At 63.4% G+C, this 16,988-nt stretch carries 14 protein-coding genes and 1 tRNA gene; 6 read left to right on the top strand and 9 right to left on the bottom strand.

The window, feature by feature from the left end; translation table 11 throughout:
* Genes D5400_RS01930 through D5400_RS01905 form a run of 6 tightly spaced genes read right to left on the bottom strand, consistent with a single transcriptional unit; the run spans nucleotide 1 to nucleotide 6,718 of the window.
* Entirely contained in the window at nucleotides 1-792 is a 792-nt protein-coding gene (locus D5400_RS01930) for an ATP-binding cassette domain-containing protein (RefSeq protein WP_126007148.1), read from the bottom strand.
* Nucleotides 785-1,666 (bottom strand): ABC transporter ATP-binding protein, encoded by an 882-nt coding sequence (locus D5400_RS01925; RefSeq protein ID WP_126007146.1) that lies wholly within the window; start codon nucleotides 1,664-1,666, stop codon nucleotides 785-787. Before D5400_RS01925 ends, D5400_RS01930 begins: the two co-directional genes overlap by 8 nt.
* A complete protein-coding gene (locus D5400_RS01920) occupies nucleotides 1,663-2,514 on the bottom strand; it encodes an ABC transporter permease (RefSeq protein ID WP_126007144.1) in 852 nt (283 codons plus the stop codon). Before D5400_RS01920 ends, D5400_RS01925 begins: the two co-directional genes overlap by 4 nt.
* A complete protein-coding gene (locus D5400_RS01915; RefSeq protein WP_126007142.1) occupies nucleotides 2,507-3,517 on the bottom strand; it encodes an ABC transporter permease in 1,011 nt (336 codons plus the stop codon). Before D5400_RS01915 ends, D5400_RS01920 begins: the two co-directional genes overlap by 8 nt.
* Nucleotides 3,518-3,561: 44 nt before the next feature.
* Nucleotides 3,562-5,097, bottom strand: a complete 1,536-nt coding sequence (locus tag D5400_RS01910) for an ABC transporter substrate-binding protein (RefSeq protein ID WP_126007140.1) — start codon at nucleotides 5,095-5,097, stop codon at nucleotides 3,562-3,564.
* Nucleotides 5,098-5,149: 52 nt separating this feature from the next.
* On the bottom strand, nucleotides 5,150-6,718 hold the full coding sequence (locus D5400_RS01905; RefSeq protein WP_126007138.1) for a phytoene desaturase family protein: 1,569 nt from the start codon (nucleotides 6,716-6,718) through the stop codon (nucleotides 5,150-5,152).
* A 142-nt stretch (nucleotides 6,719-6,860) separates the two neighbouring features.
* On the opposite strand from D5400_RS01905, the gene D5400_RS01900 reads away from it, so the two are divergent.
* Entirely contained in the window at nucleotides 6,861-7,652 is a 792-nt protein-coding gene (locus tag D5400_RS01900; protein ID WP_126007136.1) for a cyclase family protein, read from the top strand.
* A gap of 6 nt (nucleotides 7,653-7,658) precedes the next feature.
* A complete protein-coding gene (locus D5400_RS01895; RefSeq protein ID WP_126007135.1) occupies nucleotides 7,659-9,227 on the top strand; it encodes a phytoene desaturase family protein in 1,569 nt (522 codons plus the stop codon).
* A gap of 33 nt (nucleotides 9,228-9,260) precedes the next feature.
* Here D5400_RS01895 and D5400_RS01890 read toward each other — a convergent pair whose 3' ends face one another.
* Nucleotides 9,261-11,048 (bottom strand): gamma-glutamyltransferase family protein, encoded by a 1,788-nt coding sequence (locus D5400_RS01890; protein WP_126007133.1) that lies wholly within the window; start codon nucleotides 11,046-11,048, stop codon nucleotides 9,261-9,263.
* A gap of 346 nt (nucleotides 11,049-11,394) precedes the next feature.
* On the opposite strand from D5400_RS01890, the gene D5400_RS01885 reads away from it, so the two are divergent.
* Nucleotides 11,395-12,192, top strand: coding sequence for a phytanoyl-CoA dioxygenase family protein (locus D5400_RS01885; protein WP_126007131.1), 798 nt, complete (start codon nucleotides 11,395-11,397; stop codon nucleotides 12,190-12,192).
* An 89-nt stretch (nucleotides 12,193-12,281) separates the two neighbouring features.
* Here the strand turns inward: D5400_RS01885 and D5400_RS01880 are convergent.
* Nucleotides 12,282-12,371 (bottom strand) — tRNA-Ser (locus tag D5400_RS01880).
* Between the two features lie 371 nt (nucleotides 12,372-12,742).
* On the opposite strand from D5400_RS01880, the gene D5400_RS01875 reads away from it, so the two are divergent.
* From D5400_RS01875 to D5400_RS01865, 3 genes are all read left to right on the top strand, one after another.
* On the top strand, nucleotides 12,743-13,057 hold the full coding sequence (locus D5400_RS01875; protein WP_126007129.1) for a hypothetical protein: 315 nt from the start codon (nucleotides 12,743-12,745) through the stop codon (nucleotides 13,055-13,057).
* 63 nt (nucleotides 13,058-13,120) lie between these two features.
* A complete protein-coding gene (gene msrA, locus D5400_RS01870; RefSeq protein ID WP_126007127.1) occupies nucleotides 13,121-13,771 on the top strand; it encodes a peptide-methionine (S)-S-oxide reductase MsrA in 651 nt (216 codons plus the stop codon).
* 302 nt (nucleotides 13,772-14,073) lie between these two features.
* Nucleotides 14,074-15,072: a BMP family lipoprotein gene (locus D5400_RS01865; protein ID WP_126007125.1), complete on the top strand. Its 999-nt coding sequence runs from the start codon at nucleotides 14,074-14,076 to the stop codon at nucleotides 15,070-15,072.
* Between the two features lie 120 nt (nucleotides 15,073-15,192).
* On the opposite strand, the gene D5400_RS01860 is transcribed toward D5400_RS01865, so the two are convergent.
* Entirely contained in the window at nucleotides 15,193-16,953 is a 1,761-nt protein-coding gene (locus tag D5400_RS01860; RefSeq protein ID WP_126007123.1) for a methyl-accepting chemotaxis protein, read from the bottom strand.
* Between the last annotated feature and the right edge of the window lie 35 nt (nucleotides 16,954-16,988).

Below are 16,988 nucleotides of genomic sequence, written 5' to 3'. Positions count from 1 at the left end.
TCACCAGCGTTGCGACGGATCAGGCTCCGGGATGGAGTTGAGAAGCTGGCGCGTATAGTCGTGGGAAGGCGACGTGAAGAGCTGCGCCACCGGCTGGTCCTCCACGATCTTCCCCGTCTGCAGCACGATCACCCGGTCGCACAATCTTCGGATCACGGACAGATCGTGGCTGATGAAGGCAAGGGTCAACCCGAGGTCCTTCACCAGGTTAGCCAAAAGCGTCAGCACCTGCGCCTGCGACGACACGTCGAGGCCGGAAACGATCTCGTCGGCAACGATGAAATCCGGACGGAGCGCAATTGCCCGCGCGATGCCGACGCGCTGGCGTTGCCCGCCGGACAGCTCGTGCGGATAACGCCCGCCAAAACCGCGCGGCAGTCCCACATGGTCCAGCGCTTCCGCAACGCGGGGATCGCTGGTCTTCGCGCGCAGAGGCGCTGCGATGATCCGGCCGATCGTCAGCCGCGGATTGAGCGCCGACATCGGGTCTTGAAAGATCAACTGAATGCGTTGCCGAAGCGGTCGCATCGCATCGTCGGAAAGATGCGTCACATCCTCCCCGTCGAAAATCAGCGTTCCCGCCGTTGGCTCGACAAGCCGCACCAGCGTGCGTCCAAGCGTGGTCTTGCCCGAGCCCGAGCCACCGACAATGCCGAGCACGCTGCGCCGTTCGATGGAGAACGAAATATCATCGAGGATGCGCAAGCGGGGTGCTGCGCCGAAAAGCGGTTTGCGGGTCTGGTCGGCAACCTCCACCCACAGCCCCTCGATCCTGTAGAGCGCGTCAGTCATGGCGCACCCATTGGCGATCAGCGTCGCTGATCTCGCCGCGCACGGCTGCGATCACGTCGTCGGGCACGGGCAGGAGCGATGCATCCGGGTCCGTGTGCCGCGGTGTCGCTGCAAGAAGCGCCCGGCCGTAGGCATGGCGCGGGCCGTTGAAGAACGAGGCGACGTCCGTGTCCTCCACGACCTTGCCACCGTAAAGCACGCTGAGGCTGTCGCAGATTTTCGCCACCACGCCGAGATCGTGCGTCACGAAAAGCAGCGCCGTGCCATGCCGCGCCTGCAGGTTGGAAATGAGCTTCAGGATCTGCTTCTGCACCGTCACATCGAGAGCCGTCGTCGGCTCGTCGGCGATGATGAGCTTCGGCTCAGCCGCAAAGGCCGAGGCGATCAGGATGCGCTGGCGCATGCCGCCTGAGAGCTCGTGTGGATATTGCCGCATGACGCGCGCAGGGTCGGCGATCTGCACCTCTTCCAGGACTTCCAGCGCCCGCACTTCGGCGGCGCGGCGCGTCCAGCCAAGAATGTCGACCAGCCGATTGGTGATCTGCGGCCCGATCCGGCGCGAGGGGTTGAGCGCGGTCAGCGGGTCCTGGGGAATGAGCGCGGTCGATGCGCCGATCAGCCGCCGCCGGTCCGTGTCCTTCAGCTTCAGGAGGTCCTGCCCGTCGATCAGGATCTCACCTTCCACGACCTTCAGCGCCTTCGGCAGCACGCCAAGCACGGCCTTGCCGATCATGCTCTTGCCGGCACCGCTTTCCCCGACGAGCCCGCGGATCGTGCCGGGCTTAAGATCGATGTCGACGGAGCGCAGCACGCGCTCGCCCGTATCGCGCAGCACGGCCGACAGATTGCGGATGGTGAGATAGCCGCCGCTCATCGAAGCACCGGATCGAAGCGGTCCTTCAGTCCCTCGCCGAACTGGGCAAAGGAGAGGACGGTGAGAAATAACGCGATCAGCGGAAAGACCAGCACCCACCACGCCTGGTGGATGCTCAGGCGTCCCTCCGCGATCATGCCGCCCCAGGTGGGCTGGTCGGTGGAGATCGACAGATTGACGAAGGAGAGGATCGCCTCGACGATCACCGCGATCCCCATTTCCAGGCTGAGCAGCGCGATGATCGTCGGCAGCACGTTGGGCAGGATCTCCGAAAGCATCGTCTTCATCCGCGTGAAGCCGGCAATGCGGGCGCTGTGCACATAGTCCATCTGCGACTGGTTGAGCGTCTCGGCGCGCACCACCCGGCAGAAGCGCGTCCAGTCGATGACGACGATCGCAACGATGACCGAGGTGAGCCCGGTGCCGATGACGGCGATGAGAAGAATGGCGAAGAGGATCGGCGGAAACGCCATCCAGATGTCGACCAGCCGGCTGATGATCCGGTCCGCCCAGCCGCGATAATAGCCGGCAATCAGCCCGAGCGTCGAACCGATGAGACAGGTGCCGATGCCGGCGACAAGCGCGACGATCAGCGCGATGCGCGCGCCGTGGATCAACCGTGAAAGCACGTCGCGGCCGAGACTGTCCGTGCCGAGCAGGTAGCCGGGTTCCGCGCCCGCAATCCAGAAGGGCGGCAGCCGCCCGTAGAGGAGATCCTGCATCAGCGGATCGTGCGGCGCGATGAGCGGCGCGAAGACTGCCGCAAGCGCAACGATCGCCAGCCACAGGCCCGAGAGCCAGAGCCGTGCACCGGCCCGCCTTTTGACCGCACCGCGCCCGTCAAGCATGGCGGAGCCTCGGGTTCAGGAACGCATAGGTCATGTCGACGAGAAGATTGATCGCCGTGAAGATCAGCGCGAAGAGGATGACGATACCCTGGATCAGCGGCAGGTCCCGGTTGATCACCGCATCGACCGCCATGTTGCCGAGTCCTTCATAGGAAAAGAGCCGCTCGATGATCACAGTGCCGCCGATGAGGAAGGTGAATTGTACCCCGATCAGCGTCAGCGTCGGCAGTAGCGCATTGGGCAGGGCCTCGGACAGGATCACGCGCGTTTCAGAGTAGCCCTTCGTGCGGGCCAGCACCGCGTAATCGAGATTGACCGTTTCCTTCAGCGATTGTTTGAGCAACTGCGCGATGATCGCGGCGAGCGGCAGCGCAAGTGCCAAGGCCGGCATGAACATGTGGCGCAGCAGATTGCCGGTCAGATCGAAGCGCAGCCTGAAAATGCTCTCGATCAAATAGAACTGGGTCGAAAACGGTAGGTCAAGACGCGGCGATACACGGCCGGAAATCGGGAAAAGCGGCCAGACGACGCCGAGCAGGATGATCAGCAGCAGCCCCCAGAGGAAATCCGGCACCGAAAGGCCGATGCCATTGGCAAGATCCACACCCGTCTCCGTGCGGCGGCCGCGGTAGCGCGTTCCGATGATCGCGGCACCCATGCCGAGGATCACCGCGATGATCAGCGCCATGAGGCTGAGTTCGAGTGTTGCCGGCAACCGGCCGAGAACGAGATCGAGCACCGGCTGGCGCGTGGAGATCGACGTCCCGAAATCGCCCTGAAGCACATTGCCGAACCAGATCGTGAACTGCTCGAAGATGGATTTGTCGAGCCCGTAGAGCGCGCTCAACCGCTCGATATCGGCAGCGCTTGCGCCTGGCGGCAGCATCATGGCGATGGGATTGCCGGGCACGACACGCACCACGACGAAAACGATGATGGCCACGCCGATCAGTGTGATCAGCGTGGTGAGAAAGCGCGAAAGGACGACGCGAAGGATGGGCATGGATCAGTCCAGCGCGCCGGCCTTGATCATCAGGAAAAGTCCGCTCACGCCTGCCCGATCAGCTGCGGCAGCAGCGCACCGGAGGCATGCGCCGTCACCGTCAGGCCGGGACGGTAGACGATCGGCTGGACATACTGGATGAGCGGGATGACGAGGCCTTCCTCGGCGATGAAGCGATCGACATCCTTCCAGCCCTGAATGCGGGCCTCTTCGTCCGCCTCGCCCCAGAGCGGGATGATGCGATCCATGAGGTCCTGGCCATCCCAGACCGAATGCGGGCTCGGGCCGAACATGGCAAAGCCGGTCGACGTCGTCGGATCGCCCACCGCATTGCCCCAGTTGTAGAAGGCCGCCGGTGCAAGCTGATCGGCGGCGCGCAGTTCGAAATGCTGCGCGATCTCATACACCTCGATCTCCGCCTCGATCCCGACGCGGCGCCACATGCCGACGATCGCCTGGATCATCTCGTAGTCCTTGGGCTTGAAGCCGCGCGTCGTCTGGATCTTGAAGCGCACGGGGTTCTCGGGCGAGAAGCCGGATTCCGCGAGCAGCGCCTTGGCGCCTTCCTCGTCATAGGCCACTTCGATGGAGGAATCGTAGGCGATGTATTCCGGCGTCTGCAGCGTGCTGATCGGCACGCCGTAGCCGCTCAGCAACCGGTCGATGAGAAGCTGCTTGTCGATCGCCATGTGCGCGGCAAGTCGCACATTCTTGTCGAGCATCGGTTCGACGTCGTTCAGGAAGATCATGGCGATGTCGGAGATCGGCTCGGCCACGCCTTCGAACTCGCCACCCGTCAGGCGGTCATATTCCTCGTAGGGAATTTCAAGCGTCACGTCGGAATTGCCGGATTCGATTTCCGCCACGCGGCTCGCCGCATCGGTCACGAACTTGATCGTTACCGCCTCAAAAGCGGGCGCGCCGTTCCAGTAATCCGGGTTGGCCTTGAGGCGCACGAAGGCGTTCCGCTCATAGCTCTCGACCATATAGGGGCCGGTGCCGATGGGCTTCGCCTCGAAGCCATCCGCGCCGACTTCTTCAAAATAGGCCTTGGGCAGAACATAGCCCGTGAGGAACGACATCCACTTGAAGATGGTCGGGTCGAACTCCAGCACGTCGGCTTCGATGCGGTTTCCGTCGATGGTGAAATTGCCGATCTTGGACCAGGTGAACTGGATCGGGTTGCCCGTCTCGGCCTTGCCGGCGCGCTCCAGCGACCAGACGACGTCTTCCGCACTGAAGTCACTGCCGTCGTGCCACTTCACGCCTTCGCGCACGACCATGAAGATCTTGGAATTGTCGTCGTTCCAGCCCCACTCCGTGATCAGTCCGGGCTTGAAGCTGAGGTCCGGATCCTGATGGATGAACATGTCGAAGACGGACTGGTAGAAACCCTGGATCGTCGGGTTGACCGCCGAGGGGCCGACCGTCGGGTCCCAGGAGGGCAGGTTGACGTTATAGGCGATGACAAGCTCGTTGGCTTCCTGAGCGAAGGCCGAGAGCGGCAGGTTGAAGCCTGCGAGCGCGGCACTTGCGCCGGCAAGCTTCAACAAAGTGCGTCTGTTGGGATGCGTGATCATCGGTTCAGTTCCCCTGTGTTTGGCCGCTTGTTTGCGCGGCATTCTTTGGCACTCATTGGCCTGCCAGCTGGCAGGCGAGCATGTAGCCCGACCCGGCACCGACGCCCGCACCCGGCCAGGTGGCCGCGCCGACGAGATGCAGATTGCCGACGGGCGTGTGCCAGTCGGCAAAGCCCGGGGCCGGGCGGAATAGGAAATTCTGTGCAAGATGGTGGCTGCCGCAAATCTGGTCGCCGCCGACGAGATTGGCGTTGCCGCGTTCGAGATCGAGCGGCGACACGGCCGTTTTGCCAATGATCTTGCCGCGCAGTCCCGGCGCATAGCGTTCGAGAATGTCGAGCACGCGTTCGGCATAGATCTCGCGCACGCTGTCCCAGTCGCGCGCTTCGATCTCGCCGGCCGCGTCGCCCTCGATGATGGCGGGCACCATGCGCACCTGCACCCAGAGCACATGCTTTCCATCGGGTGCGCGGGAGGGGTCGACCGTCGTCGGCTGGCCGACGACGAGCACCGGCTCACGCGGCAGAAGCCCAGCGGTCGCATCCGCATAGGCGCGCGCCATCATGTCCATGTCTGGCGCCACATGCACATAGGCAAAGCGCTGGAGTTCGGCGTCCGACCAGTCCGGCAGCCCGTCGAGTGCCAGATGCAGCATCATCGTGCCGGGCGCATGGCGAAACGCCGCCATCTTCGCATCGAAGCTCCTGTCGCCACTGCCTTCCGGCAGCAGATGTGCGAGCGCCTTGGGCGCCACCGACCCGATCACGGCACGTCTGGCGGCAAACCGCCGACCGTCTGCGAGCACCACGCCGGTGGCTTTGCCACCACTCGTCTCGATGCGTTCCACGCGCGCATTGCAGTGCACCTGGCTGCCCCGCTTCTCGATCATCCGGGTGAGCGCCGTGATCATCGTTTCGGCGCCGCCCTTGCCGATCACCATGCCGAAGCTCTGGTTGGCCATGCCCTCGAGATAGGGAAAGAGCGCGCCGCCTGCGACATCGGGCGCGAAGTCGAGATGCATGCCCCAGGCGGCGAGCATCGTGCGCATCTCCGCGCTCTCGAACGTCTCGTCGAGCCAGGCGCGGGGCGACATCAGGAGAAACCGAAGCAGCTCGCACCCGCCGCCGACACCTTCGCGGCGAAACGCTGCAAGAAAATTACGTGCAATTGCACGCTTCTTCATCGGGCTGCCAAGCAGCGAGAACAGGCTATCGGCGCGCTTGGGAAAGCCCGCGACGAGGGTCTTCCATGTCTCCGCATCTTTGAGCGATCGCGCCTGGATCCAGCCGAGCGTCTCGTCCATATCGGTCGAAACGCCGAGCCAGCTGCCATCATGGAAGATGGATGCGAAAGGCCGCGACACCGGGGCGAACGCCAGTCCGTGCTCGGCAAGCTCGCTGCCATAGGCCCTGTGGAAGGCCGAACCCGCAAACAGGCTGAGATTCATCGCCGCGATATCGTGCTTGAAGCCGGGTGCGGTCAGCTCTTGCGTTTTGACAGCTCCGCCCGGCCGATCTGCCGTTTCGAAAACGGCGACCTTCCAACCCTTTGCGGCGAGGTGCGCCGCGCAGGCCAGTCCGTTGTGTCCAGCCCCAATGATAAGGGCATCAGCATCAGTCATGTCGGCACCATCCCCGATCAAGATATTTGCAGATGCATTTACTTCCGTCTAGTCTCGCCGAAGCGCCTGCGAAATTTGTTTCGCGCGTATGGAAAAGAGGCGAAGGTTGCGACCGTCGCTGACAAAGAGGAGAACAGTGAAGATGTCTGCTGCCGATACATTGGGCGAACTGGCCGGGCTTCTCCTGAGTGGCAAGGTGGAGGTGGTCGACCTCTCCGCACCGCTCGGACCCGATACCCCGCTCTTGAAGCTGCCGCCGGAACTGGCGAAGGACACGCCGAAGATCGAAATTCACAAGATCTCGGAATACGACCAGAACGGTCCCTTCTGGGCCTGGAACTGGCTGAAGATCGGCGAGCATTCCGGCACCCATTTCGATGCGCCGCACCACTGGATTACCGGCAAGGACTTTGCCGACGGCTACACCGACACGATCAAGCCGCAGAATTTCGTGGCCCCGGTCAACGTCATCGACTGCTCGGCCGAGACCGAAGCCGATCCGGACTTCCTGCTCACCGCCGAAGGCGTGAAGGCCTGGGAAGCCAAACACGGCGAGATCAAGCCCGGCGAATGGGTCGTGATGCGCACCGACTGGGACAAGCGCAACGGTTCGGAAGATACCTTCCTGAACATGGACGAGAATGGCCCGCACTCTCCCGGACCGACACCCGATTGCATCGCCTATATTCTTGAAAAGGGCGCTATCGGCTGGGGCACCCAGTGCATCGGCACCGATGCGGGCGGTGCCGGCGGCATGGAGCCACCATTCCCGGCGCACAACTTCCTGCACAAGGCCAACAAGTACGGTCTCGCCAGCCTCTGCAATCTCGACAAGCTTCCGCCAAAGGGCGCCGTCCTGATCGCCGCGCCGCTGAAGATTGCGGAAGGCACGGGAAGCCCGATCCGCGCGCTCGCGCTCGTCGCGAAGCACTGAACGACGATGGTGGCCGATCACATCATCATCGGCAGCGGCATCAATGCGCTTACGGCCGCCGCCATGCTCTCGGGCAAGGGCCACAAGGTCCTCGTGCTGGAGCGGGCGGACCATGTCGGCGGCTGCATGCTGTCAACCGAAGCCACGCTGCCGGGCTTTACCCATGATGTGATGGCGGCCACCTTCGTCCTCTTCCTGACCGGTCCGGCCCATGCCGCGCTTGGTCAGGATCTCGCCCGACACGGGCTTGAATTCTGCCACACGCCGCACCCGACTGGCGTCATCCGTCCGGATGGTTCAGGCGCAATCCTGACGACAGACCGCGCAGGCAATATCGCCGCCTTCGACCGCTTGTCTCCCGGCGACGGGGCTGCCTACAAGGCCGACGTTACCGGCATCGAAGCCAACGCGCCCTTGCTCTTCGGCCTGCTCGGCGGCGAACTGTGGAGCCGGCAGACCGCGACACTGATTGCGCGCGAAGCGTGGAAGCGCGGTCCGCGTGCCCTTCTCGCCTATCTCGGCGAAGCGCTGATGCCGGCGCGCCGCTGGCTCGGCTCCAGCTACCAGGCGCCCGAGTTGCAGGCGCTTCTTGCGCCCTGGACGCTCCACTGCGGGCTTTCCCCCGACGACGCCTATTCCGGCCAGATGGGCAAGATCGTCGCCTTCGCGCTCGAAGCGGCAGGCGCGCCGATCGTCAAGGGCGGCGCTGGCAGGGCAGCTGAAGCCTTCCGCGGTCTGATCCAGGAACGCGGCGGCACGGTGCGCACCGGCGCCGACGTGACCCGCATCCTCGTCGAGAACGGGCGAGCGGTCGGCGTATGTCTTTCGAACGGTGAAGAACTGCGCGCCTCGCGCTCGGTCATCGCTTCCGTTGCGCCGGGCAAGCTTTACGGCCCGCTGCTCGGCAATGATGCGCCGCCGCCCGCCCGCGACGCGGTGAAGACCTTCACCCACGGGCGCGGCAACTTTCAGCTTCACTATGCCCTCGATGCAGCACCGCGCTGGACCACCGAGGGCTTCGACAAGGTGGCACTCATCCATTTTACCGACGGCATCGATGCCGTTTCCAAGTCGCACAACGAAGCGCTGCGCGGCATGCTGCCGGGAACGCCGACGATCTGCGTCGGTCAACCCGCAGCGCTCGATCCGTCCCGCGCGCCCGATGGCAAGGCGATCCTCTGGATCCAGATCCCCGATGCACCACGCTCCATCAAGGGCGATGCAGCCGGTGAAATTGCGACCGACGGTACCTGGTCGGATGCGACGCGCGAGGCCTTCGCCGACCGCATCGAAGCGATTCTCAGGCGTCACATATCGAATTTCGACGAGATCGTGCTGAAGCGCCGCGCCTATTCCCCGGCCGATCTCGAAGCGCTCAACGTCAACCTCGTCGGCGGCGATCCTTATGGCGGTGCGGCGACGATCGATCAGTTCTTCGTCTGGCGTCCGCTTCCCGGGTCCGTCAACCACGCGACCGGCATCAAGGATCTGCACCACGTCGGCGCGTCCACGCACCCGGGGCCGGGCCTGTCGGGCGGGTCGGGCTTTCTTGTCGCCAATCGCATCGCGAAGTAGCTGCGAAAGCGTTGCCGCGGGGCGACCAGGCGTCTATCGCCCGATCGCATAGGCCTGCATGAGCCGTGGCGTCGCCGCCGCGCGCAACAGGCCGCTCTTGTCGCGCTTCGCAGCCGAAAGGCGACCGATGCTCCACGGTTCGGCGGCGGTGATCTCGTGGCCGCGTGCCTTGAGATCGTTGAGCGTCTCTGCGCCGATCGTCTCCTCCACCATGATGTGTCCCGGCTGCCGCGAGCGAGGATAGAACGAGCTCGGGAAATGCGTGGTGTGGAAGAGCGGCAGGTCGATCGCCTCTTGCAGATTGAGCCCGTGATGCACGTGGCGCAGGAAGAAGGCGAGTTGCCACTGGTCCTGCTGGTCGCCTCCAGGCGTCCCGAAGGCCATTGCGGGCCGGCCTTCATGCAGCGCCAGCGAAGGCGTCAGCGTCGTGCGCGGGCGTTTGCCGGGCGCAAGCGAGGTGGGCAGGCCGTCCTTCAGCCAGAACATCTGCGCCCGCGAATTCAGGCAAAACCCGAGGCCGGGAATGGTTGGCGAGGATTGCAGCCAGCCACCCGATGGTGTGACCGACACCATATTGCCTTCCCGGTCGATGACATCGATATGCACCGTGTCGCCACGCTTTTCGGAGAGATGCGCCATCGTCGGCTCGTAGACACCCTGTCCCGTCGGGCTCATCGCTTCAAGAAGCGCCATGGTCGCATCGTGCTGCGCGTCGAAACCGGGAACACGACCGGGGCGCAGGTCACGGCTGGCTGTCGCGCCGATCAGCTTCCGGCGCTCTTCGTTGTAGCCGTCGGACAACAGATGATCGAGCGGCACGGACGCGAAGTCCGGGTCGCCGTAATAGACTTCACGGTCGGCATAGGCGAGCTTCATCGCCTCGACCACATGATGCACGAAATCCGCACCGCCCGTGGCCATTCCCGCAAGATCGATGTCCTTGAGGATCGCCAGCGACTGAAGGAGCACCGGCCCCTGGCCCCAGGGTCCCGTCTTGGCAACGGTCCAGCCATGATAGTCGTAGGTAACGGGCGCCTCGATCGTTGCACGATAATTGGCAAGATCGTCCGCCGTCAGCACGCCCCTGTGGCGCGCACCGCTCGCGTCCTTCACTTCGGCGGTCTTGAGCCAATCGGACATGCGCTCGGCGACGAACCCCTTGTAGAAAGCGTCGCGCGCGGCTTCGATCTGCTCTTCGCGGCCCGATTTCGCCTCGCCCTCCGCGACGATCTTCTTCCACGTCTCGGCAAGCACGGGATTGCGCACGATGTCGTTCGCGGCAGGGGCGTGCCCGCCAGGCAGCCAGGTCTCGTACGAGGTCGGCCATTTCTCGCGGAAAAAATCCGTCATCCCCGCAATCGTCGCGGCCACGCGCGGCAGAACGGGATGGCCATGCTCGGCGTAGTGGATCGCCGGCTCCATCACCTCGCGCAGGCTGAGCCGACCATAATCGCGCAGCATCGTCATCCATCCATCGAAAGCGCCGGGGATGACGGTTGCGAGCAACCCGTCGCCCGGAATGATATCCATCCCCTCGCGCGTATAGTGTTCGATCGTCGCCCCGGCCGGTGCCGGACCCTGCGCGCAGATGACCTCGACCTTGTCCTTCCGCGCCGAATAGATCACCGCCGGCAGGTCGCCACCCGGTCCGTTCAGATGCGGCTCGAGCACTTGCAGAGCCATGCCCGTCGCAACGGCTGCGTCGAAGGCATTGCCCCCGATTTCCAGCATGCGCATGCCGACCGCCGACGCGATCCAGTGCGTCGAGGCAACGACGCCGAACGTGCCCAGGATTTCCGGGCGAGTGGTGAACATGGACATAGAAATGGCGCCTCCGCTCCTCGTGAACCCGCCTTGTGGGACGGGAGCCAGCCTCTGTCCATGGCTGGGCGTCGATTTCGGACCGCCAGCCCTGCTGCCGGACGGCTGGGACATGCGTCCCAGCGGCTTGAATAGCGTTGGCGATGTTCCCCGCATGAGAAGCGCCTCCGGCCTTGTTTGCGGATCTCTTGCCCGGAAACGATATGGCTGCCAAACACGCGCCATTATGATGTTTCAGTCCGCATTCTTCCCGCTGAACGGACGGCACACAGTCGTCGGGCATCCAGATGCCTCGTAAAGTCATGTCCGGCCTGTCCCGCGCGAAGGCTGTTTGGAAAAGGATCGAATGTCGCAAGCGTCTCATTCCGGTCTGAGCCGGGCTCAGATCGCGCAATTCATTGAAGACGGTTACATCAAGCTCGACGGTGCCTTCGATGGCACCCTTGCCTCGAAGGGGCGGGACCAGCTCTGGAGCGCGATGGGGCTTGACCCTGACGCGCCCGAGGCATGGACACAGCCTGTCGTCCGCTTAGGCTTCATGACCGGCGTGCCTTTCGTCGATGCTGCCAACACGCCGCTCCTGCATGCCGCCTACGATGCGCTCGTGGGCGAGGGCCGCTGGCTGAAGCCCGAGGGTCTTGGCACTTTTCCCGTACGCTTCCCGTCGCCGAACGATCCGGGAGACGCGGGTTGGCATGTCGATGCGAGTTTCGGCACCGACAACCCGGATTTCATGCAGTGGCGGGTCAATGTGAAAAGCAGCGGCCGGGCCCTGCTCATGCTGTTTCTCTTCTCCGATGTCGGGGAATCGGATGCGCCCACCAAGATCAGGAAAGGCTCGCACCGCGCGATCGCCAGGCAGTTGCTCCCGGCCGGAGCGGGTGGTCTCACCCTTGGCGAACTTGCCGCCGATGGATTTGCGTCGACATCCGACTGCGAAGAAGTGCTGGCGACCGGCGAGGCCGGAACGGTCTATCTCTGCCACCCATTCCTCGTCCACTCCGCCCAGCCGCATCGAGGGTCAAAGCCCCGCTTTATGGCCCAGCCTCCGCTCCTGCCGAAGGCCGAGTTCGACTCGTCGCAGCCACCGTCTGCGGTGCAGATAGCCATCCGCAGGGCAATAGGGATGGAGCGCCAGGTTTGAAGGCAATGGCTGTGACAGTTCCCACAGCCCGAGAGCCTTCGGCGAGTTCGCTGAACGGGAAGATCGCGGTGGTGGAGAGAGGGCAAATATGGCGGAGAGAGAGGGATTCGAACCCTCGAGACGGTTACCCGCCTACACGCGTTCCAGGCGTGCGCCTTCGACCACTCGGCCATCTCTCCGTTGCTGTCGGCAAAGGCGAAGAACGCCGTATGCTGAAGCGTGATGCCTTTGGGGCACCTTCGGTTTTTCATCGCTTGAACGACGAGTGCTGGAGGGGTCGCTTGGACCGTCCGAACCGGGCGGCACTATAGCCAAGACGGATTGCGGCACAAGGGGGCAAGGCAGGGTTTTGCGCCTTGCGTCAAAGAAATGCTGTAAGGCCGTATCGGTCGCTTTTTCGATGGCGAAGATACGCACTCGGGCCTTGTATGATGCCGATCCTCGGCGCGTTTCGGCCAGCGCTTGCGGGCAGGCGAGGCGCATTCTATGACAGCGGCGGTATACGCATGCTTCGCCATCGGGGGCGGGGCCGGCCTGGGGTCAGCATCTGATGCGCATCTTGCTCAGAATATTGGCATTGATCGCCTTGGTGCTCGGCGTGATGGCCGGCGCGATCGACGCCATCCAGTCGATCGCCGCCGATGCAGTCGTGCTCACGCCACTCAGCGCCGCTTGGGAAGATGTGAGCCCGTCGACGCTTGCGGCGCTCGAAGGTGCGTTCGTCACCTATCTTCCGCAGGGCGCGGCATCGTTCGTCCTGCCACTGTTTCTCGGCCAGCCGGCTTGCATCGTGCTTCTCGCACTCGCCTTCCTTTTGCATCTTTTGGCCTACCGGCCGGCCAAGCGCCGCTTCAATCCGCGCTGAAACCTCCTATATTCTTGGGCGAAGAGGGCGCGGCTTCGCGTCCGTGACGCGGAGAATGAAACGATGTTTCTGATCGACATGTTCAACAAGAAGACCGCGATGCCCGAGGCCGACCGAGCGCTGCCTGGCCGTGCCGAGCCCATTCCGACGGCCGAGACGCATTTCGTCAACGGCAAGCCGCTGAAGGGGCCCTATCCGGAAGGCCTGGAGATGGCCTATTTCGGCATGGGCTGCTTCTGGGGCGTGGAAAGGCTCTTCTGGAAGATGCCCGGCGTCTATGTGACGGCTGCCGGCTATGCCGGCGGCTTCACGCCGAACCCGACCTATCATGAGACGGTGACAGGCCAGACAGGACACACGGAAGTGGTGCTCGTTGTCTACGATCCGAAGATCGTGAGCTACGAGGATTTGCTGCGCGTTTTCTGGGAGAAGCACGATCCCACCCAGGGAATGCGCCAGGGCAATGATATCGGCACGACCTACCGCTCGGCGATCTACACGGTCGGCGACGCGCAGGCTGAGACGGCAAAGGCTTCGCGCGATCGCTACCAGCAGGCGCTGACCGATGCCGGGCTGAAGTCAAAGATCACCACCGAGATCGCTCCGGCCGGCGCGTTCTATTTTGCCGAGGACTACCATCAGCAATATCTCGCCAAGAATCCCGGCGGCTATTGCGGCCTGCGCGGCACGGGCGTCGCCTGCGTGGGCGGTTGACCGTCTCGGCGCTTTTCTAGCGCTGGGCCTTCGACATCTGCACAGAAACACCTAGGATGGTTGGCTCGTTAAGGGCTGACACGAGCACCTGATATCCTGGCGGCGCCTTCCTCGGGCGCCGTTAAAGCCCTGCTGCAAAAATTATCCGACTGGTCAAATTCTGCGTGATTCTTCCGGGCCAGCATGCAAGGATCGCCGCAGAACGGGAACCTGGCACGAAGGCCAGCCCGTCGGGGCGCCCTGTCCGCCAAGGACCGGGGCTTGAAGTGACAACCGAAAAGACAAGCACAGGGTGAACGATAATGAAGCGCACGCTCATCAGCCTCTTTGCGCTCGCGGCCATGGCCTCGACCGCGATGGCGCAGGACGCAGACTTTACGCCGGCCATCATCTACGATCTCGGCGGCAAGTTCGACAAATCCTTCAATGAAGCCGCCTACACTGGGGCCGAGCAGTTCAAGACCGAAACCGGTGTCGAATACCGCGAGTTCGAGATCCAGAACGACGCACAGCGTGAGCAGGCGCTTCGCCGCTTCATCCGCGATGGCAACAACCCGATCGTCATGGCCGGCTTCAACTGGGCAGCCGTTCTGGAATCGGTCGCTGCAGAAAATCCGGACACCGATTTCGCCATCATCGATGCCGTGGTCGACCTGCCGAATGTGCGTTCGGTGGTCTTCAAGGAACAGGAAGGCTCCTACCTCGTCGGCGTTCTCGCCGCGCTGGCGTCTGAATCGGACACGGTCGGCTTCGTTGGCGGCATGGACGTGCCGCTCATCCGTCGCTTCGCCTGCGGTTATGTCGGCGGCGTGAAGGCAACGACCGAAGGCGCGACTGTCATCGAGGCGATGACCGGCACGACGCCCGAAGCCTGGAACGATCCCGTGCGCGGCGCTGAAATCACCCGCTCGCAGATCAGCCAGGGCGCGGACGTGGTCTACCACGCAGCCGGCGGCACCGGTGTTGGCGTGCTACAGGCAGCAGCCGATGAAGGCGCGTTGGGCATCGGCGTGGATTCCAACCAGAACGCCCTGCACCCGGGCAGCGTGCTGACCTCGATGGTCAAGCGCGTAGACGTTGCCGTCTACGATGCCTTCACCGATGCGATGAACGGTTCGTTCGACTACGGCGTGACCTCGCTCGGTCTTGCCGAAGACGGCGTCGCCTACGCGCTCGACGAGAACAACGCCGACCTGATCACCGACGAAATGGAAGCCGCCGTGGAAGAGGCCAAGGCTGCGATCATCGCCGGCGACATCGAAGTCCACGACTACATGTCGGACGACAGCTGCCCTTACTGATATGCGATAGAGGGGGATCGAAGCTCGATCTCCTTCTCTTTCAAAGACGCGAAAAGGCCCCGCATGACGGGGCCTTTTTTATTGCCGGCTCGCGAACGGTTTCGCCGGCTTTGGTGGCTGTCAGAACTCTTCCCACTGGCCTGCATTGGCGGCGCGTTTGCGCATTGGCGCAACGGACGCGGCATGCGCTGGAGCCGGGATGCGCACACGGGGCGTCGTCGCAGCCGCTGCGGCTGTCTGTCCGGTCTTGAACTGACCGAGAAGCCCGGCAAGCGTCACGGCACGCTCGGCAAGCTGGTTGCTCACCGCATTTTGCTCTTCCACGCTTGCGGCGTTCTGCTGGGTGCTCTGGTCCAGCTGGTGCACGGCCTGGCCGATCTCGCGGATGCCGATCGCCTGTTCGCGGCTTGCTTCGACGATGGCAGCCACGTTCTGATCGACATCGCGCACCCGCTCGACGATTTTCTCAAGCGCCTTGCCAGTCCGGTCCACCAGTTCCACCCCGGTCCTCACCTGCGCCGACGAGGTGCCGATCAGTGCCTTGATTTCCTTGGCGGCCTTTGCCGAGCGCTGCGCGAGTTCACGCACCTCCTGCGCAACGACCGCGAAACCGCGGCCGGCCTCCCCGGCACGAGCCGCTTCGACGCCGGCATTCAGCGCCAGCAGGTTGGTCTGGAAGGCGATTTCGTCGATGACGCTGATGATGTTGGAGATTTCGCGCGACGATTGCTCGATCTGGTCCATCGCTGCCACCGCATCCCGCACGACCAGCCCGGACTCCTCCGCCGACGTGCGTGTCTCGCGAACGATCTCTCCGGCTTCGGAGGCGCGGCGGCTGGCATCTGTCACGGTCTGGGTGATTTCTTCCAGCGCGGCGGATGTTTCCTCCAGCGCCGCCGCCTGCTGCTCGGTTCGTTTGGCGATCGAACCGGAATTGTCCATCATTTCATTGGCTGTCTGGGCGATGTCGCGCGCATTCTCCGCGATTTCACCGATAACCGCCGCAAGCCGACCGACCGCCGTGTTGAAATCCGTGCGCGTGGTCTCCATCGAGCGGTCGAGCGCGCGTGTCACCTGTGATGTCAGGTCGCCTTGGGCAAGATCGCCGATCGCGACGCTCAGCGTGCTGACGGACTTCATCCGTTCGGTCACGTCGGTCGCGAATTTCACCACCCGATAGATGGCGCCGCGCGAGTTGTAGACCGGGTTGTATGTCGCCTGGATCCAGACCTCGCGGCCATTCTTGCCGATCCGCTTGAAGGTATCGGAAAAGAATTCGCCGGCGCGAAGCCGCGTCCAGAAACTGTCATAGGCGCCGCTCGTAACGAAGTCCGGGTCGCAGAAAATGCTGTGCTTCTTGCCGACGATCTCTTCATGCCCATAGCCGAGCGTCTTGCAGAAGCTTGCATTGGCATCGACGATCGTGCCGTCGGGCTCGAACTCGATCACCGCAACCGAACGCTCCAGCGCGCGCAAGAGGTTCTCGTTGTGCAGCGAGGCGATCTTGGTGGTCGTGATGTCGGCGGCGATCTTCACGATACCCACGACCTTGCCATTGGCGAAAATCGGATCGTAGGACGCCTCGATCCACACATCCTTGCCCGCTTTCGAAATGCGGCGGAACTGCCCACGCTGCGCCTTGCCGGCGGCAAGGTCGCGCCAGAACTGGAGATAGTCGGCGCTTTCGGTCACCGAGCGTTCCACGAACATCCGGTGATGGTTGCCGACGATCTCATCCAACTGATAGCCGAGAGCGGCAAGAAAATTGTCGTTGGCGCCCTGGATCAAGCCATCCGGCCGGAACCAGATGATGGCATGTGAGGCGGATATGGCGGCGTAGTGCTGTATTGCGCGTGAATTGGCAAAAGGCAGACGAAGCATCGGCGACCCCGGTAGAGCTTAGGGCCGAAGAATGC

This window comes from Georhizobium profundi, assembly GCF_003952725.1.
Classification (GTDB): domain Bacteria; phylum Pseudomonadota; class Alphaproteobacteria; order Rhizobiales; family Rhizobiaceae; genus Georhizobium; species Georhizobium profundi.
The sequence above is the reverse complement of the archived record's forward strand: the minus strand, read 5'-3'. Positions and strand labels throughout refer to the sequence as shown.

Coding starts and splice junctions, on each gene's coding strand:
- D5400_RS01930 (WP_126007148.1), bottom strand. CDS start 792: ATGACTGACGCGCTCTACAGGATCGAGGGGCTGTGGGTGGAGGTTGCC.
- D5400_RS01925 (WP_126007146.1), bottom strand. CDS start 1,666: ATGAGCGGCGGCTATCTCACCATCCGCAATCTGTCGGCCGTGCTGCGC.
- D5400_RS01920 (WP_126007144.1), bottom strand. CDS start 2,514: ATGCTTGACGGGCGCGGTGCGGTCAAAAGGCGGGCCGGTGCACGGCTC.
- D5400_RS01915 (WP_126007142.1), bottom strand. CDS start 3,517: ATGCCCATCCTTCGCGTCGTCCTTTCGCGCTTTCTCACCACGCTGATC.
- D5400_RS01910 (WP_126007140.1), bottom strand. CDS start 5,097: ATGATCACGCATCCCAACAGACGCACTTTGTTGAAGCTTGCCGGCGCA.
- D5400_RS01905 (WP_126007138.1), bottom strand. CDS start 6,718: ATGACTGATGCTGATGCCCTTATCATTGGGGCTGGACACAACGGACTG.
- D5400_RS01900 (WP_126007136.1), top strand. CDS start 6,861: ATGTCTGCTGCCGATACATTGGGCGAACTGGCCGGGCTTCTCCTGAGT.
- D5400_RS01895 (WP_126007135.1), top strand. CDS start 7,659: ATGGTGGCCGATCACATCATCATCGGCAGCGGCATCAATGCGCTTACG.
- D5400_RS01890 (WP_126007133.1), bottom strand. CDS start 11,048: ATGTCCATGTTCACCACTCGCCCGGAAATCCTGGGCACGTTCGGCGTC.
- D5400_RS01885 (WP_126007131.1), top strand. CDS start 11,395: ATGTCGCAAGCGTCTCATTCCGGTCTGAGCCGGGCTCAGATCGCGCAA.
- D5400_RS01875 (WP_126007129.1), top strand. CDS start 12,743: ATGCGCATCTTGCTCAGAATATTGGCATTGATCGCCTTGGTGCTCGGC.
- msrA (WP_126007127.1), top strand. CDS start 13,121: ATGTTTCTGATCGACATGTTCAACAAGAAGACCGCGATGCCCGAGGCC.
- D5400_RS01865 (WP_126007125.1), top strand. CDS start 14,074: ATGAAGCGCACGCTCATCAGCCTCTTTGCGCTCGCGGCCATGGCCTCG.
- D5400_RS01860 (WP_126007123.1), bottom strand. CDS start 16,953: ATGCTTCGTCTGCCTTTTGCCAATTCACGCGCAATACAGCACTACGCC.